The 25,600-nt window shown below is 70.6% G+C and carries 22 protein-coding genes and 2 tRNA genes; 2 read left to right on the top strand and 22 right to left on the bottom strand.

The genetic code is table 11. From position 1 onward, the window contains the following. Positions 1 to 80: 80 nt before the first annotated feature. From QC385_RS31490 to QC385_RS31450, 9 genes are all read right to left on the bottom strand, one after another. Positions 81 to 153, bottom strand: a tRNA-Ala gene (locus QC385_RS31490). A 128-nt stretch (positions 154 to 281) separates the two neighbouring features. After that, entirely contained in the window at positions 282 to 515 is a 234-nt protein-coding gene (locus QC385_RS31485; RefSeq protein ID WP_006136074.1) for a hypothetical protein, read from the bottom strand. Positions 516 to 889: 374 nt separating this feature from the next. Beyond that, positions 890 to 962: transfer RNA gene (locus tag QC385_RS31480), tRNA-Ala, on the bottom strand. Between the two features lie 74 nt (positions 963 to 1,036). Then, the gene (locus QC385_RS31475) at positions 1,037 to 1,711 is read right to left on the bottom strand and encodes a histidine phosphatase family protein (RefSeq protein WP_279544783.1); all 675 of its coding nucleotides are present in this window, start codon (positions 1,709 to 1,711) and stop codon (positions 1,037 to 1,039) included. Beyond that, positions 1,702 to 2,148, bottom strand: a complete 447-nt coding sequence (rsfS, locus tag QC385_RS31470) for a ribosome silencing factor (protein ID WP_086843922.1) — start codon at positions 2,146 to 2,148, stop codon at positions 1,702 to 1,704. Before rsfS ends, QC385_RS31475 begins: the two co-directional genes overlap by 10 nt. Positions 2,149 to 2,252: 104 nt before the next feature. Next, the gene (locus QC385_RS31465) at positions 2,253 to 3,944 is read right to left on the bottom strand and encodes an LCP family protein (RefSeq protein WP_279544747.1); all 1,692 of its coding nucleotides are present in this window, start codon (positions 3,942 to 3,944) and stop codon (positions 2,253 to 2,255) included. A gap of 16 nt (positions 3,945 to 3,960) precedes the next feature. Further along, positions 3,961 to 4,704: a nicotinate-nucleotide adenylyltransferase gene (gene nadD / locus QC385_RS31460; protein ID WP_086843918.1), complete on the bottom strand. Its 744-nt coding sequence runs from the start codon at positions 4,702 to 4,704 to the stop codon at positions 3,961 to 3,963. An 85-nt stretch (positions 4,705 to 4,789) separates the two neighbouring features. Continuing rightward, positions 4,790 to 4,954 (bottom strand): hypothetical protein, encoded by a 165-nt coding sequence (locus tag QC385_RS31455; protein WP_086602241.1) that lies wholly within the window; start codon positions 4,952 to 4,954, stop codon positions 4,790 to 4,792. A gap of 165 nt (positions 4,955 to 5,119) precedes the next feature. Then, entirely contained in the window at positions 5,120 to 5,281 is a 162-nt protein-coding gene (locus tag QC385_RS31450; protein ID WP_279544746.1) for a hypothetical protein, read from the bottom strand. Positions 5,282 to 5,406: 125 nt separating this feature from the next. On the opposite strand from QC385_RS31450, the gene QC385_RS31445 reads away from it, so the two are divergent. Further along, positions 5,407 to 6,531: a M48 family metallopeptidase gene (locus QC385_RS31445; protein WP_279544782.1), complete on the top strand. Its 1,125-nt coding sequence runs from the start codon at positions 5,407 to 5,409 to the stop codon at positions 6,529 to 6,531. Positions 6,532 to 6,611: 80 nt separating this feature from the next. Here QC385_RS31445 and QC385_RS31440 read toward each other — a convergent pair whose 3' ends face one another. From QC385_RS31440 to proB, 5 genes are all read right to left on the bottom strand, one after another. Next, positions 6,612 to 7,682: an SCO2583 family membrane protein gene (locus tag QC385_RS31440; RefSeq protein ID WP_279544745.1), complete on the bottom strand. Its 1,071-nt coding sequence runs from the start codon at positions 7,680 to 7,682 to the stop codon at positions 6,612 to 6,614. An 89-nt stretch (positions 7,683 to 7,771) separates the two neighbouring features. Next, positions 7,772 to 8,338 (bottom strand): SCO2584 family spore wall biosynthesis protein, encoded by a 567-nt coding sequence (locus QC385_RS31435; protein WP_443033041.1) that lies wholly within the window; start codon positions 8,336 to 8,338, stop codon positions 7,772 to 7,774. Between the two features lie 158 nt (positions 8,339 to 8,496). Then, a complete protein-coding gene (locus tag QC385_RS31430; RefSeq protein WP_150480822.1) occupies positions 8,497 to 9,783 on the bottom strand; it encodes a glutamate-5-semialdehyde dehydrogenase in 1,287 nt (428 codons plus the stop codon). An 84-nt stretch (positions 9,784 to 9,867) separates the two neighbouring features. After that, positions 9,868 to 10,326 carry a hypothetical protein gene (locus QC385_RS31425; protein ID WP_279544781.1) on the bottom strand — a complete coding sequence of 153 codons (459 nt, stop codon included), beginning with the start codon at positions 10,324 to 10,326 and terminating at the stop codon, positions 9,868 to 9,870. Between the two features lie 134 nt (positions 10,327 to 10,460). Then, a complete protein-coding gene (gene proB / locus QC385_RS31420; protein WP_279544780.1) occupies positions 10,461 to 11,567 on the bottom strand; it encodes a glutamate 5-kinase in 1,107 nt (368 codons plus the stop codon). Positions 11,568 to 11,888: 321 nt separating this feature from the next. Here proB and QC385_RS31415 point away from each other — a divergent pair, with 321 nt between their 5' ends. Beyond that, a complete protein-coding gene (locus QC385_RS31415) occupies positions 11,889 to 13,970 on the top strand; it encodes a hypothetical protein (protein ID WP_279544779.1) in 2,082 nt (693 codons plus the stop codon). A 105-nt stretch (positions 13,971 to 14,075) separates the two neighbouring features. On the opposite strand, the gene QC385_RS31410 is transcribed toward QC385_RS31415, so the two are convergent. The 8 genes from QC385_RS31410 to rplU all read right to left on the bottom strand — a co-directional run bounded on the left by QC385_RS31410 (position 14,076) and on the right by rplU (position 25,364). Then, positions 14,076 to 15,284 carry a glycosyltransferase family 2 protein gene (locus tag QC385_RS31410; RefSeq protein WP_279544743.1) on the bottom strand — a complete coding sequence of 403 codons (1,209 nt, stop codon included), beginning with the start codon at positions 15,282 to 15,284 and terminating at the stop codon, positions 14,076 to 14,078. 203 nt (positions 15,285 to 15,487) lie between these two features. Next, positions 15,488 to 17,569: a hypothetical protein gene (locus QC385_RS31405; protein ID WP_279544778.1), complete on the bottom strand. Its 2,082-nt coding sequence runs from the start codon at positions 17,567 to 17,569 to the stop codon at positions 15,488 to 15,490. 203 nt (positions 17,570 to 17,772) lie between these two features. After that, entirely contained in the window at positions 17,773 to 19,269 is a 1,497-nt protein-coding gene (locus QC385_RS31400) for a bifunctional cytidylyltransferase/SDR family oxidoreductase (protein WP_059417764.1), read from the bottom strand. Between the two features lie 573 nt (positions 19,270 to 19,842). After that, complete coding sequence (locus QC385_RS31395; protein WP_279544742.1) at positions 19,843 to 21,393, bottom strand: alkaline phosphatase D family protein; 1,551 nt, start codon at positions 21,391 to 21,393, stop codon at positions 19,843 to 19,845. 168 nt (positions 21,394 to 21,561) lie between these two features. Then, a complete protein-coding gene (locus QC385_RS31390) occupies positions 21,562 to 23,058 on the bottom strand; it encodes an FG-GAP-like repeat-containing protein (RefSeq protein WP_279544741.1) in 1,497 nt (498 codons plus the stop codon). Between the two features lie 153 nt (positions 23,059 to 23,211). Beyond that, the gene (obgE, locus tag QC385_RS31385; RefSeq protein ID WP_279544740.1) at positions 23,212 to 24,648 is read right to left on the bottom strand and encodes a GTPase ObgE; all 1,437 of its coding nucleotides are present in this window, start codon (positions 24,646 to 24,648) and stop codon (positions 23,212 to 23,214) included. Between the two features lie 126 nt (positions 24,649 to 24,774). Further along, entirely contained in the window at positions 24,775 to 25,029 is a 255-nt protein-coding gene (gene rpmA, locus QC385_RS31380) for a 50S ribosomal protein L27 (RefSeq protein ID WP_010041940.1), read from the bottom strand. Between the two features lie 14 nt (positions 25,030 to 25,043). Then, positions 25,044 to 25,364 carry a 50S ribosomal protein L21 gene (rplU, locus tag QC385_RS31375; RefSeq protein WP_004931419.1) on the bottom strand — a complete coding sequence of 107 codons (321 nt, stop codon included), beginning with the start codon at positions 25,362 to 25,364 and terminating at the stop codon, positions 25,044 to 25,046. Between the last annotated feature and the right edge of the window lie 236 nt (positions 25,365 to 25,600).

Here is a 25,600-nt window from a genome sequence, read left to right as displayed (position 1 = left end):
CCCGCCGTACGCGCACACACGGACACCGCGCACGAAGAAGGCGGGCCATCCGATCGGATGGCCCGCCTTCTCATCTGCTGTGGAGCTAAGGAGAATTGAACTCCTGACCTCCTGCATGCCATGCAGGCGCTCTACCAACTGAGCTATAGCCCCTTGCTGCGTCCCTCCGGGTTTCCCCGGCGGCGACGCCAACTTTACTGGTCCGGCGGGCTCAACACCAAATCGATTTCGCCTCGTACGGGGATGCCCGCTATGTCGGTTTTACACCGACCCTGCGGGCTCTACGCCGTGACGAACGAATAGAACCGCTTGAGCGTGCAGTGCTCCTCCAGAAGCCGGCCGTAGATCGGCTCGCCCTCCAGCTCGCGGTACGTCTCGATCGGGTCGCCCTTTATGATCAGCGCCCGTGCGCACTCCTCGCACCAGTACTGGTAGTCGGGATTGATCGGCTCCATGTCGCGGACGATCGGAGTCCCGCTGCCACACCAGTCGCATTTCCGCCTGTGTGCACCCATCGCTCAGCTCCAGCTGTGGCCGCAGGCCGTGCACACGTAGGAGATCCCGCCGTTGTCGCCGAGCATCTGGGCCACGTGCGCGGATCCGCAGGAAGGGCAGCTGAGGCGGGTCGACATATCCTCTGTCAATGCTGCTCCGAGGAGGTGGTCGACCTCCTGGATGCTCGCAGGCATCGCTACTCCTCCCGTCGGGCCGCGCCCCCTTCCGGCCGTTTGATTCTGCCACGGCCGGAGCAATACGGTCAGCGACGCCTCAGTACCAGTCCGGACACGGCAGGCGTCGCGGCCGTAGAGGTATACGCCTCAGCAGGCCCGAGTGACTCAACCCGGGGCACGAAAAATCCCGCCCCCTGGACGGGAACGGGATCTTGACGTGGAGCTAAGGAGAATTGAACTCCTGACCTCCTGCATGCCATGCAGGCGCTCTACCAACTGAGCTATAGCCCCTCTTGTTCCTTCCCGGCGGGCCGGGCGAACAAGAAGAACTTTAGCCTGCGACCTGCCGGAAAGTGAAATCCGGGTCAGTCGTCGTCGCCGAGCACCGGTTCCGGCAGCGTGCCGGCGTTGTGCTCCAGCAGGCGCCAGCCGCGGGCGCCTTCGCCCAGGACGGACCAGCAGCAGTTGGAGAGTCCGCCGAGGCTCTCCCAGTTGTGGGGGTCCAGGGCGAGGAGGCGGCCGATGGTGGTGCGGATGGTGCCGCCGTGACTGACCACGACGAGCGTGCCGTCCTCGGGGAGCTTCTCGGCGTGCCGCAGCACCACGGGCGCGGCGCGGTCGGCGACCTCGGTCTCCAGTTCGCCGCCACCGCGGCGCACCGGCTCGCCGCGCTTCCACGCGTCGTACTCCTCGCCGTGCCGGGCGATGATCTCGTCGTGCGTCAGGCCCTGCCAGACACCCGCGTAGGTCTCGCGCAGCGCCTCGTCGTGGGTCACGTCGAGGCCGGTGAGCGCGGCGAGCTCGGCGGCCGTGTTCGCGGCGCGCTTCAGGTCGGAGGCGACGATCGCGGCCGGCTTCAGGCCGACGAGCAGCCGGGCGGCACGGCGGGCCTGGGCGACGCCGGTCTCGGTGAGCTCGACGTCCGTGGTGCCCTGGAAGCGGCGCTCCACGTTCCACGCGGTCTGGCCGTGCCGCCAGAGGATGATGCGGCGGCCCCGGCCCTTGCCGCCGGACGCCTCACTGAAGGAGGTCACCGCCAGTCACCTTCCAGCTCCGCCGCCTCCTCGGCCGCTCGCAGCTTGGCGTGCTCCTCGGCCTTGCCGCGGGTGGCCTTGGCGTCCTCGGGCAGCTCCAGCTCGGGGCAGTCCTTCCACAGCCGCTCCAGGGCGTAGAAGACGCGCTCCTCGCTGTGCTGGACGTGCACGACGATGTCGACGTAGTCGAGCAGTACCCAGCGGGCCTCGCGGTCGCCCTCGCGGCGCACCGGCTTGGCGCCGAGCTCCTTGCTGAGGCGCTCCTCGATCTCGTCGACGATCGACTTGACCTGACGGTCGTTGGGAGCGGAGGCCAGCAGGAAGGCGTCCGTGATGGACAGCACGTCACTGACGTCGTAGGCGACGATGTCGTGTGCCAGCTTGTCGGCGGCCGCCTGGGCGGCGGTGTTGATCAGCTCGTGAGAGCGGTCGGTCACGGTCACTACAAGGCTTTCCGTCGGCGGTCACTTGCCACCAAGGGTCTCACGGACCGCCGCGCGCCCCCCACGCGATTACGTGGACCGGGTGGGGGGCGTACTCCTGCCGGCTAGTCGGACGACGGCTCGTAGTCCTGGCCTAGGACGACGGCGACGTCGGCGCTCGCGGAGATCTTGCCCTTGGTGACGGAGCCCGGGGGCAGGCCCAGGGTCTTGGCGACCTCGGCCGCGTCGGCCTTGTCGGCGGCGTCGGCGTAGGTGACCTTGGACGTGGCCTGGGCGGAGCCGGGCGTGCCGCCCTCCAGGAAGGTGAAGCCGCCGTTGAGGAGCACGACGCGGGCCTTCTCCGTGTTGTCCTTCACACCGCTGGCGTTCTGGACGGAGACGCTGACGGCGGCGTCCTTGTCGGGGCTCTTGGCGGTGCCGCCGAGGACGTTCTTGACCACGCCCTCACTGGCCTGGGCGCTGAGCGTGCCGTCCGTCTGGACGGGCAGCAGGTCCGTCCGGTAGTCGCCGCCCTTGGCGAGGTCGGACAGCCCGGCGAGGAAGGTGCCGAGGTCCTTGTCGGTCAGGGACGGGTCCAGGATCTGCGCCAGGGTCTGGATCGTGGTCGTCGCGGCCTGCGGGTCGGAGGACATCTTGCGCAGGACGCCTTGCAGGACCTGCCCGAAGCGCTCCAGCTGGGCGTTCTGGGCCTCGCCGGGGGCGCGGTAGGTGGCGTAGGCGACGGCCATCTTGCCGCTGAGGGTCTGGGCCTTGCCCTGGTTGACCAGGGGGGCCGCGCCCTTCTTCTTGGCACCGGGGTCGGGGACGTCCGTGTCGGTGTCGACGTCGATGTTGCCGACGAGGTCGACGAGGTTCTGGAGGTAGGGGGTGTCCAGGCGCCAGGTGCCCTGGATGTCGGTGCCGAGGACGGTGTCGAGCGCGTCGCGGGTGCCGTCGGAGCCGTCGTCCTCGACCGACTTGGCGAGCGTCGTCGTGGTGCCGTCGTCGCTGGTCAGGGCGAGGGAGTTGGGCAGCAGGACGGTGGTGCCCCGCTTGGTGGTGGTGTTGTCGACGAGGAGGGCCGTGGCGGTGCCGCCGCCCTTCGTGTCGTGCAGGTGGACGACGATCACGTCGCGCTTCTGGGCGCCCGCGGCCGTCGCGGTGCCCGTCGCGGAGTCGTCGGAGGACAGGCCGGGCAGCTTCCCCGCGTACCAGAGGTAACCGACGCCGCCGACCGCTGCGAGCGCGAGGACGACGACCACGGCGACGATCCGGCTGCGGGCACGGCGCCGGGCCTCCTCGCGGCGCTCGGTGCGGTTCTCGGTGAACTTCAGCCAGTCGATGACGTCTTCGGAGTTGTCGTCGGGATCCTCGACGAAGGCGAACTGCTCGGTGTGGTAATCCCGCTGGGGGCCGCCCCGGACGTCCTCGTCGTCGGCCGGGCCCGCCTGCTGCGGGATGTGGGCGGTCTGCTCGGCGACGCGGGGCTGCTGGGCCGTACCGGCGCCGGCCACGGCCTGGCCATAGGGGTCGTGGGGCGCGGTGCCGTGCTGCTGCCCGGAGGCGTAGGGGTCGTAGGAGCCGTAGGCGGGCTGCTGCTGGCCGGTGCCGTAGTCGTAACCGGTCGGAGGCTGCTGCCCGGTCGTGGCGTACGGGTCGTAGCCGTAGCCCTGCTGTTGCTGCTGGGCGTACGGGTCGTACGTCTGCTGCTGGGTCTGCTGTGCCGGGACCTGGCGGTAGACAGGCCGGCCGTACTCGTCGTAGCCGACGAGCTCGTACTGGTCGTCCCCGTACCCCGGGTCGTATCGGTCGTTCACCGGTGCCCCTCTCGGCTCACTCGCCGCGGTACAGCTCGCGCTTGTCGATGTAGCGCACGACTCCGTCCGGCACCAGATACCAGATGGGATCGCCCTTGGCGACCCTCGCACGGCAGTCCGTGGAGGAGATGGCGAGGGCGGGGACCTCGACGAGGGAGACGCCGCCCTCCGGAAGTCCTGGGTCGTTCAGGTGGTGGCCCGGCCGGGTGACCCCGATGAAGTGCGCGAGGGAGATCAGTTCCTCGCTGTCCCGCCAGGTGAGGATCTGGGACAGCGCGTCGGCGCCCGTGATGAAGAACAGGTCCGTCTCGGGGTTGAGCGCGCGCAGGTCGCGCAGGGTGTCCACGGTGTAGGTGGGGCCGCCGCGGTCGATGTCGATGCGGCTCACCGAGAACTGCGGGTTCTCGGCGGTCGCGATGACGGTCATCAGGTAGCGGTCCTCGGCCGGGGAGACCTTGCGGTGGGACTTCTGCCACGGCTGGCCGGTCGGGACGAAGACCACCTCGTCGAGGCGGAACGCCGCGGCGACCTCACTGGCCGCCACGAGGTGCCCGTGGTGGATCGGGTCGAAGGTGCCGCCCATGACGCCGAGGCGGCGCTTGCCCAGCCGGGGCCGGTCGTTTCCGGGGCCGTCGATCTGGCGGTGCGCCGTGACGGCACGACGGGGCTCCGAGTGTCGCTCGGTGCCGCTCGCCGTGTCCTGTGCCGGGTCGTGCGGCGTCTCGTTCGCCGGACCGGTAGGCATGTCCTGCTCTCCCATGCGTGCAGACCCTACCGGCCCCGCCTGAGGGCTCCGGCCGCCCCCGGGTTCCCCTGGACGCCCCGCGCGAGGCGCCCCGCCGGGCTCAGCGGTCGCGGTTGAAGCGGGTGGTGACCCACAGCATCAGCAGCAGGATGAAGAGAGCGGCGCCACCCGTGAGGTAGGGGCTGAGGCTCTCGTGGTTTCCGCCGTGCTCCTCGCCCTCGGCGGCGAGGGTGACCAACTGGGCAGCGGTGCTGTGGAAGCTCATCTTCGGCAGGACCTATCGCATGTGGGCGGGTTAAAGACGTCGGCTCATCGTAAGCGGGCGCCCCGACCGCGATCACGCCGACTCCGCCTGTTCGTGACACGGAGGCGGTGCCCGCTCCCGCCCTGCCCGGTCCCGGGGCCTCTCGCGGGGAACCTTCCCGGTGCCTCAGTCGTCCTTCCGTCTGTAGCCACGCAGCAGGAACCACGCGGTCAGCACACAGCCCAGGATCATCACGATCAGTACGTACCGCAGCATCCCCGGCCCTCCTTGCCGCTCGGCGGCGCTCGCGGCCTCTGCGAGCCAGGCGGCTGCGGGGTGGTGCTCCATGGCGGCGGTCTCCTTCGCTGTACTGCCCGACCACCGTAACTCCGCCTAGGCTGGGCTCTGCCTCGGGGAAGCAAAAGGCCGCACAAGGGGCCGTAAAGGTCACACAGACGCACATGGGGGAAGACATGTCCGACGGCCACGAGCACAACGGGCACGAGCACGTGCCGAGCAGGCAGCGCAGGCGCTTCCCCGGAATCTCCTCGCGTACGTACGAGCACCCGGCCGACCGCTCGGCCCTGGTGGCGCTGCGCAAGCTGAGCGGTTTCGACACGGTGTTCAAGGCGCTCAGCGGCCTGCTGCCCGAGCGCAGCCTGCGGCTGCTGTTCCTGTCCGACTCGGTGCGGGTGTCCGACCAGCAGTTCTCACATCTGAACGTGATGCTGCGGGACGCCTGCTACATCCTGGACCTGGAGAAGGTCCCGCCGATGTACGTGAACCAGGACCCGCAGCCGAACGCGATGTGCATCGGCCTGGACGAGCCGATCATCGTCGTCACGACGGGGCTCGTCGAACTGCTCGACGAGGAGGAGATGCGGGCGGTCGTCGGCCACGAGGTGGGGCACGCGCTGTCCGGGCACTCGGTCTACCGGACCATCCTGCTGTTCCTGACCAGCCTGGCCGTCCGGGTCGCCTGGATCCCCCTGGGCAACCTCGCGATCATGGCGATCGTCACCGGCCTGCGCGAGTGGTTCCGCAAGTCGGAGCTGTCAGCGGACCGGGCGGGGCTGCTGGTCGGGCAGGATCTCCAGGCGTCCATGCGGGGTCTGATGAAGATCGCGGGCGGCAACCACCTGCACGAGATGAACGTGGACGCGTTCCTCGCCCAGGCCGAGGAGTACGAGGCCGGGGGCGACCTGCGCGACTCGGTGCTGAAGATCATGAACGTGCTGCCGCGCTCCCACCCCTTCACCACCGTGCGGGCGGCCGAGCTGAAGAAGTGGGCCGAGTCGCGGGACTACCAGCGGATCATGGACGGCCACTACCCGCGGCGCGACGAGGACAAGGACACCTCGGTCCGGGACTCCTGGCGGGACTCGGCGAACCACTACTCGACCCATGTGAAGAACTCCAAGGACCCGCTGATGAAGCTGGTCACCGACCTCGCCGGCGGCGCCGGCGACCTGGGCGACCGCGTCCGCCGCGGCTTCGGCGGCTTCACGAGCCCGGGTCAGAAGCCGCCCCAGGGGCCCGAGGCGCCGGGCACGTCGGACTCCCCGGGAGACGACCGGCCGCCGCGCGACGACAGCTGAGGCGCCCGCAGGAGCACGCTCCGGGAGGGCCACAGCGCCCAGCGCCGGCTGGAGCGCCCCGGAAGCCCGGAAGCCCGCCGTCACACCCTCGGCTGCGCGCTCGTCGCCAGGGAGCCGCACAGGGCCGTGGCACTGCCCGTGGCGTAGGGGTCCGTGCCGGCGGGGCCGCCTTCCTTGGCCGTCTGGCCGGCCAGGAGGGGGCGCAGGTGGTTCGTGGAGTCCTCGGCGCAGGAGAGCGGGCCGGCCTGGACGTAGGAGACGACGAGCTGGGCCTGGTGCAGGCGCAGCTCGTCGCGGTCGAAGCGGAAGTGCAGCTCGCGCCGGACGGTGAACAGGGACGCCTCGGCCTTGTCGCCGGCCCCGGCGGGCCGCAGTGCGTACACGAACGTGTGGTCGGCGGTGACCTCGAGCGTGGACGAGTCGGCCTCGGCGGCCTGGAGCGTGCCCTGGACCCGCACCCTGCGGTCGGCCAGCTCGGCGCGGGAGGGGTCGAAGCGGACGAGCCAGCCGGTGGGCGCGTGGCGTCCGTCCGCGGTGGGGCGGGCGAAGCTCTGGTCGAACTGGTCCAGCTGGTCGGGGGCCAGCAGGACACGGACGGCGCGGACCTCACGGCCCGTGAGCACGTCCGGGTCGAGGGCGGAGCGGACGATGTAGTCCTTGGCGGTGGTCAGGGCGGACACGACCTGGCTGTCCGAGAAGTGTGCGGTGCGCCGCGAGGCGGGCAGCGGCACGCCCTCCGCGCCGGTCTTGAACTGGGCGGCGGGGCTGCGCTCGTACAGGTACGCCGTGTCGGCCGTGCCGGGCACCTTGCCCTCGGGGGCGAGCGGGATGACGGTCATCCGCAGGGGTTCGGCGGTCTCCTGGGCGGCGGGGGTCTGGTACGGGTGCCGTACACCCATGTAGATCGCGGTGCCGAAGGCGACGGCGATCAGCAGGACCAGGACCAGTGCCTGCCGGGACAGGCCCCGGCGCAGGGGAGCGACGCGGCGCACGGCGGGCGCGTGGTCGCTGATCCGCTCCTGGGCGGAGTACTCCTGAAGGCGGGCAGCGCGGACGAACGATTCGTCGAAGACGACGGATCGGTACTCGTCCTCTCCACCTCCGGGAGCGCCCTCGGGTGTCCCCTCAGGTGGGTCTCCTGGCCCGCCCATATCTTCAGGGTAGGTCTCCGGAAGCTCGGGTAAACGCCCTGCCGCACCACAAGTTCTGACAGGTCCTCACCCATATGGGCGGGTTCCGGTCAGGGGTTGCGCGGGAGCACCGAGACGGCCGGCCGGGAGTAGTCCGCGGAGGCGGAGGGAGCCGCCCCGCTGCCCTGTTCCAGCCCGGTCGAGGTGGGCGCCGGGACGGGGTCCTGGCGGTTGGAGGACGCGCCCCGGTATACCGCCGTGAAGGCCAGCGCGACCATGCCGATGCCCATCACGAGGGCGAGCACCCAGGCGACGGGGCGGTGCCAGCGGACCTGTTTGGAGTACGGCCCGGAGCCGCCGTAGTGGTCCTCGAGGACATCGGGGTCGTCCAGGTCGTCCAGCTCGGGATCATGGCCGAAATCGCCGCGCCCGTCCGGACCGTACCCGTCGTCGTACCGCTCGCCTCTGGAGTGCGCGCGGCGCGCCTCCGCCTCGGCTCTCGCCTTGGCGGCGGCCAGGAGGCGCTCCACGGCGGTCGGCTCGTGCACCACGGCCGCGCGTACGAAGGCCTCGTCGAAGACCACGGAGGCGAACTCTTCGTCCGACACCCCGCGGTCGTGGTCGTCGTCGGGCTCCCGGCCGTCAGGAAACGGCGTGCCCCCCACGTCCTCCGGCACGGTTCCAGAGTAGACCTGGGGGGTCATTTTGGGCAGACGGTATGGAAATTCATCCGCCGGTTGAGACGGCGTTCACGGGGTGCCGCACGGCGCGCGCCCGGCCGGTCCGCCCCCGCCGCACTCGCATGCGCCGCGTCCCACACCCACGCGGCAGGTGGTCAGCGCCGCACGTGCCCGTCACCGGTGACGATGTACTTCGTGCTGGTCAGCTCGGGCAGCCCCATCGGGCCGCGGGCGTGCAGCTTCTGTGTGGAGATGCCGATCTCCGCGCCGAAGCCGAACTGGCCGCCGTCGGTGAAGCGGGTGGAGGCGTTGACGGCGACCGTGGTCGAGTCGACCAACTGGGTGAAGCGGCGGGCGGCCTGCTGGGACGTCGTGACGATGGCCTCGGTGTGGCCGGAGGTCCACAGGCGGATGTGCTCGACGGCCTTGTCCAGCGAGTCCACCACGGCCGCGGCGATGTCGTACGACAGGTACTCCGTCTCCCAGTCCTCGGCCGTCGCCTCGACGACCGTGGCCTTGGAGTCCTTGGCGTAGGCCAGGACGCGCTCGTCGGCGTGCACGGTGACCCCGGCGCCGGCGAGGGCGTCCAGGGCCCGGGGCAGGAACTCGGCGGCGATGTCCTGGTGGACCAGCAGGGTCTCGGCGGCGTTGCAGACGCCGACGCGCTGGGCCTTGGAGTTGATCAGGATTTCGACGGCCATGTCCAGGTCGGCCTGCGCGTCGACGTAGACGTGGCAGTTGCCGGTGCCGGTCTCGATGACCGGGACGACCGACTCCTGGACGACCGTGTTGATCAGCGAGGCGCCGCCGCGCGGGATGAGGACGTCGACCAGGCCGCGGGCGCGCATCAGCTCGCGCACGCTGTCGCGGCTCTCGCCGGGCACGAGCTGGATGGCGTCGGCGGGCAGCCCGGCACCGCCCACGGCGTCGCGCAGGACGCGCACGAGGGCGCTGTTCGACTGGTAGGCCGAGGAGGAGCCGCGCAGCAGGACGGCGTTGCCGGACTTCAGGCAGAGGGCGGCGGCGTCGACGGTGACGTTCGGCCGGCCCTCGTAGATGATCCCGACGACGCCGAGCGGCACGCGGACCTGGCGCAGGTCGATGCCGTTGGGCAGCGTGGAGCCGCGTACGACCTCGCCGACCGGGTCGGGCAGCGCGGCGACGTCGCGGACGTCCGAGGCGATGGCGCGGACCCGCTCGGGGGTGAGCGTGAGCCGGTCGATCATGCCCTCGCTGATGCCGGCCTCGCGGGCCTTGGCGACGTCCTTGGCGTTGGCCTCGACGATCTCGCTCGTACGGACCTCCAGCGCGTCGGCGATGGCGAGCAGCGCGTCGTCCTTGTCGGCCCTCGGCAGCGGCGCGAGGCTCGCGGCGGCGGCCTTGGCGCGGTAGGCGGCCTCGGTGACCGGGGACATGGAGTCGTACGGCGAAAGCGTGGTCATAAGGGAAGCGTAGTGTGCCGGGCGGGAGCGTTCACCGCGCGTTCCACAGCGCGAGACACTCCCCGAGACGGCCGCCGGACCGGGTCAGAACGGATGGACTCCGACGGGCGACGCGGGCGGCGGTCCGTACCCCTCGGCGATGCGCTGGTGGTAGGTCGCGCGGTCGATGACCTCCAGGCCGACGATCTCCCAGGGCGGCAGCCCCGCGGTCTGCCGGTGCTCGCCCCACAGGCGCAGGGCGACGGCGGCCGCGTCGTGCAGGTCGCGAGCCTCCTCCCAGTAGCGGATCTCCGCGTGGTCGACCGCGTACCGGCTGGTCAGGAGGAAGGGATGGTCGTGGGCGAGCTGTTCCAGGGCGCGCCGGACCTCGGGGAGCGGGGCCTCCTTGCCGGAGACGCTGAGGGTGACGTGCCACAGGCGCGGCGTGTCCGCGGGTTCCTCGCCCTCGAACCGGTCCCCGGCCGCCACGCTCGTCAGGGCCCGCTCCTCACCGGCCGCGCGGGAGCCGACACCACCACGGGACGCCGTGGCCCCAGGGCGCACTCGTCTCACGACGGCCTCCTTTGCACAGTGGCGCTGCTGTGGAATATGTCCCCGAGACAAAGTTGAGCAGGCCGCAGGAGATCGCGGGGCGATTTTGCGGAACGTCCACCACCGAGAGCGGACGTTTCGACACATTACGGGTGCAGGATCACCAGGTCGTCCCTGTGTACGACCTCGCGCTCGTACGCGGGGCCGAGTTCGCGAGCCAGTTCGCGGGTCGAGCGGCCGATCAGCCGGGGGATCTCCTTGGCGTCGAAGCTGACCAGCCCCCGGGCCACGGCCCGTCCCGTGGCGTCCCGCAGCTCGACCGGGTCACCGGCGCTGAACTCGCCCTCGACGGCGGCGATCCCTGCGGGCAGCAGCGACTTGCGGCGTTCCACGACGGCCTCGACGGCGCCGTCGTCCAGGGTGAGGGCACCCTGCGGGGTGGAGGCGTGCTGGAGCCACAGCAGCCGGTCGGCGGAGCGCTTGCCGGTGGGGTGGAAGTAGGTGCCGGTGTCCTGGCCGGACAGGGCGTCGGCCGCGTGGACGGCGCTGGTGAGCACGACGGGCACGCCGGCGGCGGCCGCGATCCGGGCGGCCTCCACCTTGGTGACCATGCCGCCGGTGCCGACGCCGGCCTTGCCCGCGCTGCCGATCTCGACGCCCGCGAGTTCGGACGGGTCGCGCACCTCGGCGATGCGGGAGGTGCCGGGCTTGCCGGGGTCGCCGTCGTAGACGCCGTCCACGTCGGACAGCAGGACCAGCAGGTCGGCGTGGACGAGGTGGGCGACCAGGGCCGCGAGGCGGTCGTTGTCGCCGAACCGGATCTCGTCCGTGGCGACGGTGTCGTTCTCGTTGACGACCGGGAGGGCGCCCATCGCGAGGAGCTTGTCGAGGGTGCGCGAGGCGTTGCGGTGGTGGGCGCGGCGGCTCATGTCGTCGGAGGTCAGGAGCACCTGGCCGACGCGGACGCCGTAGCGGGCGAAGGAGGCGGTGTAGCGGGCGACCAGCAGGCCCTGGCCGACGCTGGCGGCGGCCTGCTGCCGGGCGAGGTCCTTGGGGCGGCGGCTCAGGCCAAGCGGGGCGAGGCCGGCGGCGATGGCGCCGGAGGAGACCAGGACGATCTCGCGTTCCCCGCCGCTGCGGACCTTGGCGAGCACGTCGACGAGCGCGTCCACGCGGTCGGCGTCCAGGCCTCCCGACGCGGTCGTCAGCGAGGAGGACCCGACCTTGACGACGATCCTGTGGGCCTCGCCCACGGCCTGCCTTGCCCCTGCCACGTCGCCGTCCGTCCCCTCGCGTCGATTCGGTCGCTCACCAGGAAATCTACGGGACGGCCGGGCGGGGTGCGGCGCCGGTCCACGCTACGGACGGTGCCGCCCGCGTCACTGGGGGGCGGCAGTCACCCTTCTTCGGTCCCACCACACGACAGGAATGCGATCTTCCGCTACGGTCCCACGACACCACGGGGCGGCAGCCGCCCTCTACGCCCTGACGACACGCGCGTGTCGTCAGGAGGTCGCCGCGCGTTAACCCGGGCGGCCGACCTGCGCCGACCCGACGCTCCTGGAGTGACCGCAGTGCCCCTACCTCTCCCCCGCCCACCGGCCCTGCTGAAGGGGCTGGTCACCATCGTCCTGGCCGCCGCGTTCGCCGCTCAGGCGGTCGCGGCGCTGCTGCCCCACGTACCGCTGCTGCTCGCCGCGACCACCGTCTCCCTCGCCACCGAGGGGGTCCTGTACCGGTGGCAGCGGGGGGTGCTGTCACTGTTCGCCAAGTCGCACGCGGACATCACCGTGCGGCACGTCCTGCGGGACCTGCTGCTGGTGGTGGGCCTGCTGCGGCTCGGCGAGCAGGACCGGGAGACCGTGTACGCCCCGCTCGTGGCCGGGCTGCTCGCCTTCTACGTGCTGCACTGCGCGATCCAGGCGGTCTCGGTGCTGGTGCGCCGGACCCGCACCCTGCCGGTGGTGACCCGGAACATCGACGCGTCGGCGCTGCGGCTGTCCAAGGCCCCGTCCGTGCTGCTGCGCCGCCCCGGCCACCGTCTGCTGGTGTTCGGCCTGCCGGCGACGGCGGGGCTGCTGGCCGCCGCGCCGGGCGACGAGCCGGTGTACGCGGCCGCGGGCATCGCGCTCTCCCTCGCGCTCGCGCTGACCGGCCTCGGCGCGCTGCTCTTCCGGCTGCTGCCGGGTCGCCGCCCGGCCGGCGAGCAGGAGGTGCTCGACTGGTTCGACGCGTGGCTGGCGGAGTACCGGCCGACCGTGGGCCTGTACTTCTCCGGCGGTGCCTCCTCGGCCTACCAGGCGAACATGTGGCTGGAGCCGCTCGCCAAGACCGACGGGAAGCCGGTCATCGTGCTGCGCGAGCGGTTCATGGTGCAGAAGATCGCGGCGACGGACATCCCGATCGTGTGCCTGCCGAAGGTGTCGACGCTGATGCGTCTCGAGCACTCCACGCTCCAGGCCCTCATCCACCCCTCGAACTCCGGCAAGACCTCCCAGGTGCTGCGCATCCCCACGATCAGGCACACCTTCGTCAACCACGGCGAGAGCGACAAGCTGTCCTCCTGCAACCCGTACGCGAAGGCGTACGACGAGGTCTGGGTGGCCGGTCCCGCCGCGCGCGAGCGGTACGCGCTGGCCGAGGTGGGCGTCGAGGACAAGGACGTGGTGGAGACGGGCCGTCCGCAGCTGGACGCCGTACGGCCGTACGCCGGTCCGCCGACGGGCCCCCGCGGCGGAGAGGCTGACGGGCACTTCACGACCGTGCTGTACGCGCCGACCTGGGAGGGCTGGGACGGCAACCCCGGCAACACGTCGGTGATCGCGGCCGGGGAGAACCTGGTGCGGGCGCTGCTCGCGGACCCGGGCGTGCGGCTGCTGTACAAGCCGCATCCGCTGACGGGGTCGGTGGACCCGCGCGCGGGCGCGGCCGACCTGCGCATCCGGGAGCTGATCCGGGCGGCCAACCGGGAGCGGACGGGGGCGCGTCGTCCCGCGGGCGGTGCCGAACTGGACCGGCTCACCGAGGAGCTGGACCGGCTCACGACGACCGCCTTCCGGGCGGGGGCCGACACGCTGGAGCGGATGCGGGTGCAGTCGGCGCCGGAGCCGGGCCGGGCGGAGGCGGTGGCACGGGTGACGGCGGCCTGGGAGGAGGCGTACTGGGCCTCGCTGCCGGAGGGTGAGCACCAGGTCATCACGGACGCCCGGCCCGCGCTGTACTCCTGCTTCAACGTGGCCGACCTGCTGATCAGTGACGTGTCGAGCGTGATCAGCGACTTCCTGACGAGCGAGAAGCCGTACGCGGTGGCCAACACCAGCGGGCTGCCCGAGGAGGCCTTCCGTACGGCGTTCCCGACGGTGGCGGCGGCGACCGTGCTGACGCCGGACGCGGCCGGGGTGCCGGACCTGCTGGAGACGGTCCGGCACCCGGAGAAGGACGACCTGGCCCAGGCACGCGCCGCGTTGAAGCTGCGCCTGCTGGGCCCGGCCGATCCGCCGTCGCAGGAGCGCTTCAACGCGGCCGTGCGGGCCCTGTGCGAGGAGGCCCGGGCCCACCGGGCACGAGTGGCGGAGCGCCTGAGGGCGGAACTGCCCGGCCAGCGCACGGAGCCGGTGAGCGACGGGGCGAGCCTGCCGACGGCCGCACCGCACTAGCGCTCAGCACGACGAACCAGGCGAACCAGCGGACGGCACGACGAACCGACCGGCGAACCAGGCGCGGGGCCGTGGGCGATCGACCCACCGGCCCCGCGCCCGTGTTCAGGCCGCCTGCCGCACCTCACGCGACGTCAGCACCCGCCGCGCCTTGCGCACGGCCCGGCGTACGAACGTGTCGACGCCGCCCTCGCGGTAGCCCGGGAAGGCGCGGGCCTCGCGCGGCTCGGCGAGGTACACCGAGTCGGGGATGCCCGCGGCGCGGTCGCGGAAGTGCGGATAGGCCAGGTAGACGCGGCGGCCCTTCTTCTCCAGGAGGGCCGCCGCCTGCTTCTTGGCCTTCACGAACTTCACGACGTCCAGCAGCAGTTCGGGACGCTGCTCGGCGACCAGGTGCAGCCGCAGCCGCTCGTGGACCTTGAGGCGCTGGGCGACGCCCTCGGTCCAGTACGCGTCCGTCAGCGGCTTGGCCAGTTCGAACTTGTGCCGGCGTATCTCCTCGCTGTCCGTCAGGTACTTGGGCCCGAACTGCGGCAGCAGCGTGACGAGGAAGGGCCGGACCATCAGCTGGTCACGCCGGCCGCCCGCGGGGACGAGCTCGGCGATCAGGTTCATCAGCGCCCGCGCGGAATCGAAGCGCAGCGTGTAACTGCCGCTCTTGGTCACATGCTTGCCGTCGTCACGGCCGACCAGGTAGTAGCAGGTGTGGTCGGCGACCACGGAGACGCCGTCCGCCCGCAGGTACGCCTCCATCGTGAACAGCGCGTCCTCGCCGGTGAACAGCGACTCGTCGAACCGCATGCCGTGCCGGTCGAGCAGCTCGCGGCGGAACAGCTTCTGCGCGCTGAGCGTGAACTTGATGTTGGACGAGTAGACGTCCGTGCGCTCTACCGTCTTGCCCCACATGGATTTCGGCGCCGAGCGGTTGACGCCCTCGACCTTGCCGAGGACGACGTCCGTGCCGGCCCGGTCGGCCATGCCGACCATCCGTTCCAGGGCCTCGGGGCCCAGCCGGTCGTCGGCGTCGAGGAAGAAGACGTAACGCCCGGTCGCCTTGCCCAGACCGACGTTGCGCGGGCCGCTGGGGCCGCCGGAGTTCTCCTGCCGGATCACCAGGACGTGCATGGGAGCGCGCTCGGCGAACTCCTCCAGGTACTCCCCCGTGCCGTCCGTCGATCCGTCGTCCACCGCGATGACCTCGATGCGCTCCGGATCGATGGTCTGTGCCTCGACGGACGAGAGGCACTCGATCAGGTACGGCATCGCTTCGTACGCACCGATGATCACACTCACATCAGGCTGCGCCACGGTCACGTTTCCCCCTAGTCAATGGGATATTCCCCCCGTATCTCCTCATTCGCTACCTGGTAGACGGGTGATCGAGGCAAGCGGTTGCCTCGATCACCCGTATCAGTGAGTCACGTCACATCGCGAACCGGCAGGCGGGGGAACGAGAAAGAGTTCGGCCCCCGAGGAACGCTCCTCGGGGGCCGAACTCTGAAGCAGGCGGCGGCGGTTCAGCCCGTGCCGACGCCGTCCGTGTCACCGGCGGAGGACACCCGCTGCCCGGGCACGGCGTTCGCCAGTTTCTCCGCGTCGGCGGTGGTGGCCGCGATCCGTGACTCCTGGCCGACGTTGCGGGTCTCGGCCTTGATCGCGAGGTTCGCGACGGCGGTGTTGAACTGGTCGATGGAGGCCGGCTCGTCCGGGCCCAGCAGGTACTGCTTGAGCTCCTTGCGGTCCTCGGCCAGCGGATCGGCGGCCGGGTCGCGCACCGCGCCCAGCAGCTCGCCCAGCTCGGCCGCGCTGTTGGACAGGATCACCGCGGCGCGCACCGCCGTGTTGTTCCGCTTGAACTCCTCGGCGCCCAGCTCCGCGGAGTCGGTGACCGCGTACGGCTTGCCGCTGGCGATGAAGTCGGAGACCACGCTGGAGATGTCCGAGACCATCGCGTCCGAGACGTTGAAGCAGTCGTACAGCCGCGGTTCGGAGCCGGTGATGACGCGGTGCTCCCAGGTGGGGAAGGAACGCCAGTAGGCGTCGTTCCACTCGGCGCGCAGCCGGGCGACCTCCTCGTGCCGGGCGACGTCGACCTGCCCGTCACGGGTGGCCTCGGCCTCGTCGCGGCCCTTGTCGCCGGTGCCGGCCAGCTGGGCGATCCGGGCCTCGATCCGGGCCAGCTCGGTCTTGGCCTGCGCCTGGGCGGCACTGTCGGTGGCGAAACGCGAGTCGGCGGCGCGCTCGGCGGCGGCCTTCTGGACCAGGGCGGTGATGCGCTGGTGCGCGGCCTTGGCCTCCTTGCTGCGCGTGCCGGTGAACGGGTGCGGCTTGTACAGGACGCGGACCGGCGGGTCGGCCGTGATCAGCCTGCGCACGATGTTCTCGCCGGCCAGCAGGATCGAGGTGTTGCCGGGGTTGTCGTCCCAGCCCTCCCAGGTGGGGGCGTACAGGACCGTGGGGATGCGTCCCTCGGGGACGCCCTGCCAGGTCTGGATCGGGGCGAGCTGCGGGCGGCCGACCTCGACGATGTCGTCGTCGCGGACACCGACGTCGGCGATGGCGTAGCGGTCGCGGCCCGCGCGGCCGGCCGTCCACACCTCGTCGTAGACCTTGCTGAACGGGTTGACGCTGGCGAGCTTGTCGCTGTCGCCGTGACCGATGAAGACGTGCTTGATGGTGGGCACGCGCAGCATGTGGATGTTCTTGCCGACGTTCGCCGCGTAGAGCGCGACCCGCACCGTGGACAGGTCCATGTTCATCAGGTGCACCCCTCCGGGCACGCAGATGACGGGGACCGTGGTCGGGGCCAGGTTGTTCAGGATGGCCCGCTCACGCAGGATGATCAGCGGCTTGGAGTCCAGGTTCTCCATGGTGTCCAGCCACATGTTCACCTGGTACGCGGAGTCCTTCGAACCGGAGAAGTACAGGACCGTCTCCGGCTTGTACTCGCCCAGCCAGTCGTCGACGGCGGCCAGCACCCTCTCGGCGTTCGGCGGGATCTTCTTGCCGCGCACGTACGGCATGAGCGCCAGGACGTACAGGGTGGCGACGGCCACCGTGACGCCGATGCCGATGAACCCGATCAGGGACGACTTCACTTGCGCGGCGAGCAGGATGCCGACGACCGCGAAGAGGTCGAGGTGCAGCATCTTCTCGGCGGAGCGGTGCAGCAGCTTGCGCGGCGGGGCGTCCGGGATGCGGATGCGGGACTTCAGGTCCACGTTGCGGGTGGCGACCGGCATGCGGCGGCGGTTGCGGATCAGCTGGACCAGCGCGCCGTGCGGGGCCTGGAGACCGTAGAAGGCGATGAAGCAGGCGATCGCCCCGTAGTAGATCAGGTTGTCCGCGAGGGACAGCCGGGCCAGCAGCAGGACCAGGAGCAGCTGCCGGATCAGGAAGCGGATCGACAGGCCGGCCCGGACCTTGCCGAGGCGGTTGATCAGGTAGCTGCCCTTGCGGTGCAGATAGTGGTCCGCCAGGTACGTCACGGCGGCCGCTGCCGCGAAGGCGGGGACGCTCGGGACGAGCGCGGCCAGCATGAGGGCGGGGAAGCCCGCCACCATGAGGACCGCCGCGGCCAGCTCGGCCGCGCTGCCCACCCGGGCGACGCGAATAGCGGTGGATATCACGGAGAAACCTGCTCTTGGGAGGGGTGTGCCGGTCTTGGTTCGAGAATGCGGCTGGTCTGTGAATATTCGCGGGACTGTATGGATTCAGGCCCCTGCGAACACTCCTGTTGACGAACACCGTTAACAGGAGGGCGCAGAGGCCTGAATTACTGAAGTCTATTTGGCGCCAATTATTACACGCCGTCCTGCCGGTCCAGCACCGAGGCCAGCGCCTGCTCGAAGCCGGACGCACGGGCCGCACCGGCGGTCGGGTCCTGCTGACGGACGTCGATGACGTGGCCGGTCAGCTCGGACAGCAGTACGTCCAGCGAGGTGCGCGCCACGGCCTCGGAGGACAGCAGCGAGCCTGTCGGCTCCTGGCCGAAGGCCTTGGTGCGCATCGGGGTGGCGGTGCGCTCGGGGTTGATGCAGTTGACGCGGACGCCGTCGCCGGCCCACTCGTCGGACAGGGCCTGGGTGAGGTTCACCATGGCGGCCTTGGTCGAGGAGTAGAGGCTGTACTCGGCGCGGCCGCGGGTGTAGCTGCTGGAGGTGTAGAGCAGCAGCTGGCCCTTGGTCTCGGACAGGTACTTGTACGACGAACGGGCGATCTGCACCGGGGCCAGGTAGTTGACCTTCAGCGCCTCCTCGATGGTGGCGTTGTCGGTCTCGGCGAGCTTGCCGATGCGCAGCACGCCCGCGGTGTTCACCACGTAGTCGATGCGGCCGGTCTCGGCGTAGGCCTTGGACAGGGCGTCGTCGACCTCCTCCGGGTTCTCCACGTGGGTACCGGTGGTGGAGCGGCCCAGCGCGTAGACCGAGGCGCCGTAGGACTCGGCGAGCTCGGCGATGTCCTTGCCGATGCCGTACGAGCCGCCGAAGACGACGACCGTCTTGCCGGTCAGCAGCTCCCGGTACGCCTCCTCGGAGACCTGCTCGGGCGCGGCCGTGGAGGCCAGCTGGAAGAGCTTGTCGGCGATGAAGACGTCGACGGGCTGGGTGACCTTCATGTTGTACTCGTCACCCGCGACGACGTGGATCGGCACGTCCGGCAGGTACTTGAGCACGACGGAGCAGTCGTCGGTCGCCTGGAAGTTGGGGTCGCCGGCGGCGACCTCGTAGGCCCGCTTGATCGTGGACAGCTTGAAGGCCTGCGGCGTCTGGCCGCGGCGCAGCCGGGAGCGGTCCGGGATCTCGGTGATGAACTCGCCGTCCTCGCCGTGCGTGCGCGTGACGATGATGGTGTCGGCGGAGGGGATGGCCACGTCGACGGCCTGGTAGCGCTCCAGCGCGGTGACGCAGTCGTCGATGACGCGCTGCGACAGCAGGGGGCGCACGGCGTCGTGGAAGAGGACGTTGGCGTCCTCGCCCTCGGCCAGGCCCTCACCCAGGGCCGAGATGGCGCGCTCGGTGGTCTCGTTCCGCGTGGCGCCGCCCTCGATGATCTTCGAGACCTTCTTGAATCCGGCCTTCGCGACAATCTTCTCGATGTCGGGCACATAGCCCGGCGCCATCAGCACGATGATGTCGTCGATCGAGTCGGCGTTCTCGAAAGTGGTCAGCGTGTGCTCGATGACTGCCTTGCCGGCGATCTTCAGCAGCTGCTTGGGGATCGACAGACCCACGCGCTGACCGGTACCACCGGCCAGGATCACTGCGGTGGTACGGGGCTTGGCTATGTGCTGGGACACAGGTGACCTACCTTGGGGCGACAGGGAACTTCGAAATGGTCCCACTTGTGGTTACCGCAGTGCAAGGTGAGCGACCTCTGCCGCATATGTGCGCGCAACCTGTCATTCACCTCCCACTCCTGGTGATTGGTGAGACGGCTGCGCGGGCCCCGGGGAAATGCGCTGTGAGTAACTCCACAGACGCTCAGCGACGTCGGAGCCGCTCGGGACGGCGGTGACCGAGGACCTTCACGAGTTCCTTGGACGATGTCCGGTGCACGGTACGCGCTTTGACGGTGTCCTGCGTACCGGCTCCGCCGCTCGCCGCCGCGGGCTCCGCTGGCGTGGTGCGCGGATCTTCACGTCCCGGGGCGAGGGACTGCACGCGTTCTTCATAGGCCCGGGCGCGAATACGGCTCGCCCGGGCGTTCATTGCCGCGGAATTCCTGGTCAAGATTCCGCAGCATTTCGGTCTCGGCGAGAGCAATACGCGACGGGCCGGGGGGGACTTCTCACACGGCTCCCCCGTCTCGTACGACGAAGGGCCCGGCACTCCGAGGAGTACCGGGCTCACGCGAGCGTTCAGGGGCCGGGTCAGACCACCTCGACGCCCGGCCGGCCCGCTTCGACCCGCAGCTTGGCCAGCGTGCTCGGCGTCGCCGACGGCTGCCGTACGGTGTCGACCACCCTCACCTGCGCGTCGATGCCGTCGCGGCGGACGTCGAAGAGGTGGTAGCCGCGGTGGGCGTCGAGCAGCTTCCAGTGCGGGTTGTCCGGGCGCCGCGGGTCCCACTCCCTGCGGAAGGCCGCCTGGTCCTGGTCGCCGTTGCTGGAGATGGAGGTGCCGACGAACTCGGCGCCGACGACCGCGGAGTCCGGGTCGGCGTAGTCCGTCTTGAGGTCGCTGATCATCGTCAGGTGCCGGTCGCCGGAGAGCACGACGGGGTTGCGGACCTTCTTGAACTCCTGGAGGAACCGGTTGCGTTCGGCCTGGTAGCCGTCCCAGGCGTCGTAGAACCAGAGCTTGCCCTCGCCGACTTGGAGGTCCGTCTCGGCCATCATGATCTGCGAGGCGATCAGGTTCCAGCGGGCCGGCGAGCCCTGGAGCCCGTTCAGCAGCCACTGCTTCTGCCGCGCGCCGAGCATGGTCAGGGACGGGTCCTGGGCACCGGCCTGGCTGGTGGCCTGGTCGCTGCGGTACTGGCGGGTGTCCAGCACGTTGAGCCGGGCCAGGCGGCCGAACTCCAGACGGCGGTACATCCGGATGTGCGGGCCGTTGGGGACGGCGGTCGCCCGGACCGGCATGTGCTCGTAGAACGCCTGGTAGGCCGCGGTCAGCCGGGCCACGAACGCGTCGTGCGGCTGCTTGTCCGGGTCCTGCGGGATCTCCCCGGCGAAGTCGTTGTCCACCTCGTGGTCGTCGAAGCTCACCACGAACGGCGCGTGTCCGTGCATCGCCGCGAGGTCCGGGTCGGTGCGGTACTGCGCGTACCGGTTGCGGTACTGGACGAGGCTGAACGGCTCGCCGGTCCCCTCGTGCCGCCGCAGCGCCGTCGCCGAGGGCGTGGACTCGTAGATGTAGTCGCCGACGAACACCACGACGTCCGGGTCCTGGTCCAGCATGTCGGCGTACGGCGTGAAATAGCCGTGCTGCCAGTTCTGGCAGGAGGCCAGTGTCATGCGCAGGGAGCCACCGGAGCTGTAGGGGTGGGGCGCGGTACGGGTGCGGCCGGCGGGCGAGAGCTGTCCGCTGGTGCGGAAGCGGTACCAGTACGTACGGTCCGGGCGCAGCCCGCGTACGTCCACGTGAACGCTGTGCCCGTACTCGGGCCGGGCCTGGGCGGTGCCCCGGCGGACGAGCTTTCTGAACCGGGAGTCCTCGGCGAGCTGCCATTCCACCGGCACCACCCGGTCGGGCATACCGCCGCCGTTCAGCGGGTCCGGGGCGAGCCGGGTCCACAGCACGATGCCGTCCGGCAGCGGGTCTCCTGAGGCGACGCCGAGGCTGAACACGCCGTCGGGCAGCGGTGTCTCGGCCCCGTGGGCGGTGGCCGGAAGCCACAGCTGGGCGGAGGCCGCGGCACCGAGGACCGCGGCACCGCCGGTCAGAAATCGGCGTCGGTCGGGGGATACTGCTCCGGTCATCGACTGACTCCCTTACCTCGCTGGCCACTTGGACACTGGGAAGCTTCACGCTCGCGGGCGGTCCGCCCGCTGAACGCCGGGGTTCACGTACATGACAACTAAGCAGCCAAAAGGAGACCCGCCGCCAGCGCTGGAACAAGCCGTTGCCGGGGCGGGTCTGACAGGTGATCAGTCGGCGAAGCCGGTGCCGAGCCGGGCCTGCGTGGCGGTGGTGCCGAGGAGTGTGTTGCCGAAGGTCGTGGTGGCGTTGGGGCTCACGACGGTCGCCGGGGCGGACCTGAAGTACCACACGGACCCGGCGTTGCCGTTCTCCCCGGGCGCGCCCGCGGCCAGGTCGGCCAGGCCGTCGTGGTTGGCGTCGGCGAGGTGGACGGCCCTGCCGAAGGCGTCGTTCTTCTCGGCCGTGCCCGGCACGTTGGGCGTGTCCTGTGTCACTACTTGGGCGCCGGTGCCGGTGAGCCCGCGCTCGGTGCCGGGCAGCACGACGACGGCTCCCGCGTCGGCCACGGTGCCCAGGTTCTCACCGGGCAGTCCGGTCGCCACGTCCGGGAATCCGTCGCCGTTGACGTCGGCGATCCGTACGTCGGTGCCGAAGCCGTCGCCCGCCTCGGCGCTGCCGGGCACGCCGGGGCTGTCCTGGTTGAGGTGCTTGGCCTTCACACCGTCGGGCCCGTCCGGGCCGCCCGGGATCCAGGTGACCCGGCCGCCCTTGGCCGCGGGGGTGTCGAGGTCGCTGTCGTACCCGGTGACGGCCCGGCCGACCACGATGTCGTCGTAGCCGTCCCGGTCGATGTCCCCGATGTCGAGGTTCTCGCCGCCCTTGAGCCGGTAGCCGTCGGCGCCCTGCACGGTGATGTACGGCGTGAGTCCCTGCTCGGTGCCCAGCCAGTACACGACCCGGCGGGCGTCGAACTCGTCGCCGTCGATCTGCGTACCGGCCACGTCCGTGACACCGTCGCCGTTGACGTCGCCGGTGGCCAGGTCGAGGTAACGGCTGTCGAACTCGTCCGTCAGGAGCTGCTCGCCGTGGGCCGTGGAGCCGTCCCGGGTGAACGGGCCTTTCAGCACGCGCAGGTTGAGCTGGTTCTGCACGGTCACCAGATCCTCGGCACCGTCGCCGTTGATGTCCCCGACGGTCAGGCGCCCCTGGCGGCCGAGCCCGTCGTAGGCCTTCCCGGTGGCCAGGACGGCCCCGCCGGACAGGCCCTTCGCACCGCCCCACAGGACCTCGACCAGCCCGGACTCCTCCCCGCCGTCGGCCGTGTCCTCGCTCCCCACGCCGACCACCAGGTCCGCGTACCCGTCGCGGTCGAGGTCGGCGGTGGTGAGCGCGCTGCCGAACGCGTCGTCCGTCTCGGGGCTGCCGGGCACGCCGGCCGTGCTCTGGCTGAACACCTGCCTCTTCGTCGTGTCCAGCCCGTTCTTCGTGCCGTAGACCACGGCGACGTATCCGGCGCCCTTCTTGCCGCCGACGGTCGCGGTCGGGGCGGCCACGGCGAGGTCGGCGTAGCCGTCGCCGTTGAAGTCGTCGTGGAGCTTCGCCGCGCCGGCCGGGGTCGTGGGGGCGGCGTCGGCGGCCTGTGCGGCCACCGGGGCGGTGACGGCCGCGACGACCGCGACGGCCGCCGCCACTGCTGCTCCTCGGCCGATCCTGCGCTTGCTCATGGACTGGGGCACGTGAACTCCGGTGATCTGCTGGGCAGTTGCGGCACGGAGAGGAACAAGATCCTCATCCGCGCTGCCCAGTACGACTCACCGAAGAACGACTTGGTTGCCTTGAAGTCCGTTGCGAATTTGCTTCCCGTTAACTCGGGACGCTCAGAACGGCTCGAAGTCGTCGAACTCCCGCTGCACGTCGTCCCGCTCGGCCTGCCGGTCCCTGCGGCGCTGTGCGGCCGGTCGCGCCTCCTCCAACCGGTGGTCCTCACCGCGCCGGCCGAGCATCTCGGCCCCGGCCATCACGGACGGCTCCCAGTCGAAGACGACCGCGTTCTCCTCGGGGCCGATGGCGACGCCGTCGCCGCTGCGGGCGCCCGCCTTCATCAGTTCCTCTTCGACCCCGAGCCGGTTCAGCCGGTCCGCGAGGTAGCCGACCGCCTCGTCGTTGGCGAAGTCGGTCTGCCGCACCCAGCGCTCGGGCTTCTCGCCGCGCACCCGGAACAGCCCGTCCTCCTCGCGCGTCACCGTGAAGCCGGTGTCGTCCACGGCCTTGGGCCGGATCACGATCCGCGTGGCCTCTTCCTTCGGCTTCGCCGCCCGCGCCTGCCCCACGAGATCCCCGAGCGCGAACGACAGTTCCTTCAGCCCCATGTGCGCCACGGCCGACACCTCGAACACGCGGTACCCGCGCGCCTCCAGGTCGGGCCGCACCAGTTCGGCCAGCTCCTTGCCGTCCGGTACGTCGACCTTGTTCAGGACGACGATCCGCGGACGGTTGTCCAGCCCGCCGTACTGCCGCAGCTCCTCCTCGATGAGGTCGAGGTCGGAGGCCGGGTCGCGGTCCGACTCCAGCGTGGCGGTGTCCAGGACGTGCACGAGCACACTGCACCGCTCCACGTGCCGCAGGAACTCCAGGCCCAGGCCCTTGCCCTGGCTGGCTCCCGGGATCAGTCCGGGCACGTCGGCGATCGTGTACACCGTCGAGCCGGCCGTGACGACACCGAGGTTCGGCACGAGTGTGGTGAACGGGTAGTCGGCGATCTTCGGCTTGGCGGCGCTCAGCACCGAGATCAGCGACGACTTGCCGGCGCTCGGATACCCGACGAGCGCCACGTCGGCGACCGTCTTCAGCTCCAGGACGACTTCCCGCAGGTCTCCCGGCTCGCCGAGCAGCGCGAACCCGGGCGCCTTGCGCCGCGCGGACGCCAGCGCCGCGTTGCCGAGCCCGCCCCGGCCGCCCTGCGCGGCGACGTACGACGTGCCGTGCCCGATCAGGTCGGCGACGACGTTGCCCGCCTTGTCGAGCACCACCGTGCCGTCCGGCACCGGCAGGACGAGGTCCTGCCCGTCCTTGCCGGAGCGGTTGCCGCCCTCGCCGGGCTTGCCGTTGGTGGCCTTGCGGTGCGGGGAGTGGTGGTAGTCGAGGAGCGTGGTCACGGACTGGTCGACGGTGAGGATCACGTCCCCGCCGCGCCCGCCGTTGCCGCCGTCGGGTCCGCCCAGCGGCTTGAACTTCTCACGGTGGACGGAGGCACAGCCGTGACCTCCGTTACCCGCGGCGACATGCAGCTCGACGCGGTCCACGAAGGTGGTCATGGTGGGTGCCTCCATTGATGTACGGCCGTTGCGTACGGGTTGTACGGGGTTGTTCTCTGCGTAACACGCGAAAGGCGGACCCGCTTCCCGTGAGGGAAGTGAGGTCCGCCTCGCGAAAGCTTCCGGTCAGGCGACCGGAACGATGTTCACGACCTTGCGGCCACGGTGGGTGCCGAACTGCACCGAACCGGCCTGGAGGGCGAACAGCGTGTCGTCGCCGCCACGGCCGACACCGGCGCCGGGGTGGAAGTGGGTGCCGCGCTGACGGACCAGGATCTCACCCGCGTTGACGACCTGACCGCCGAAGCGCTTCACGCCGAGGCGCTGAGCGTTGGAGTCACGACCGTTACGGGTGGACGATGCGCCCTTCTTGTGTGCCATCTCTCCTCAGTCCCTTACTTCGCAGCCGCGGGGATCTCAGTGACCTTGATCGCCGTGTACTGCTGGCGGTGGCCCTGACGACGGCGGTAACCGGTCTTGTTCTTGTAGCGCAGAATGTCGATCTTCTGGCCCTTGTGGTGGTCCACGACCTCGGCCTGGACCTTGATGCCGGCCAGGACCCACGGGTCGCTGGTCACGGCGTCGCCGTCGACAACGAGCAGGGTCGAGAGCTCGACCGTGTCGCCAACCTTGGCAGTGGAAATCTTGTCAACCTCAACGATGTCGCCGACAGCAACCTTGTGCTGGCGACCACCGCTGCGCACGATGGCGTACACGCGGACTCACTCTCTCGCTCGGGGAAACGGCACCCCCGCAGGCCAGCCGCCCGACACAAAGAGCGGCCTCTCCTGGGCGCCCGGCGCCCGGAGGATGAGGTTTACGGGGATGTGACGCGTCATTCGACACGCCGACGGTCAAGGTTACGGGGCTGCGGCCGAAGGGGTCAAACCGAGCCGGGTCCGCCGCCTGTGCGACCGGTCACGCCGGTCGCGTCCGCCGGGGCGTACGCAGG

Source organism: Streptomyces sp. DH10, from assembly GCF_029813805.1.
GTDB classification, from domain to species: domain Bacteria; phylum Actinomycetota; class Actinomycetes; order Streptomycetales; family Streptomycetaceae; genus Streptomyces; species Streptomyces coeruleofuscus.
Note: the sequence above shows the minus strand (reverse complement) of the source record. Positions and strands in the feature narration are given on the sequence as shown.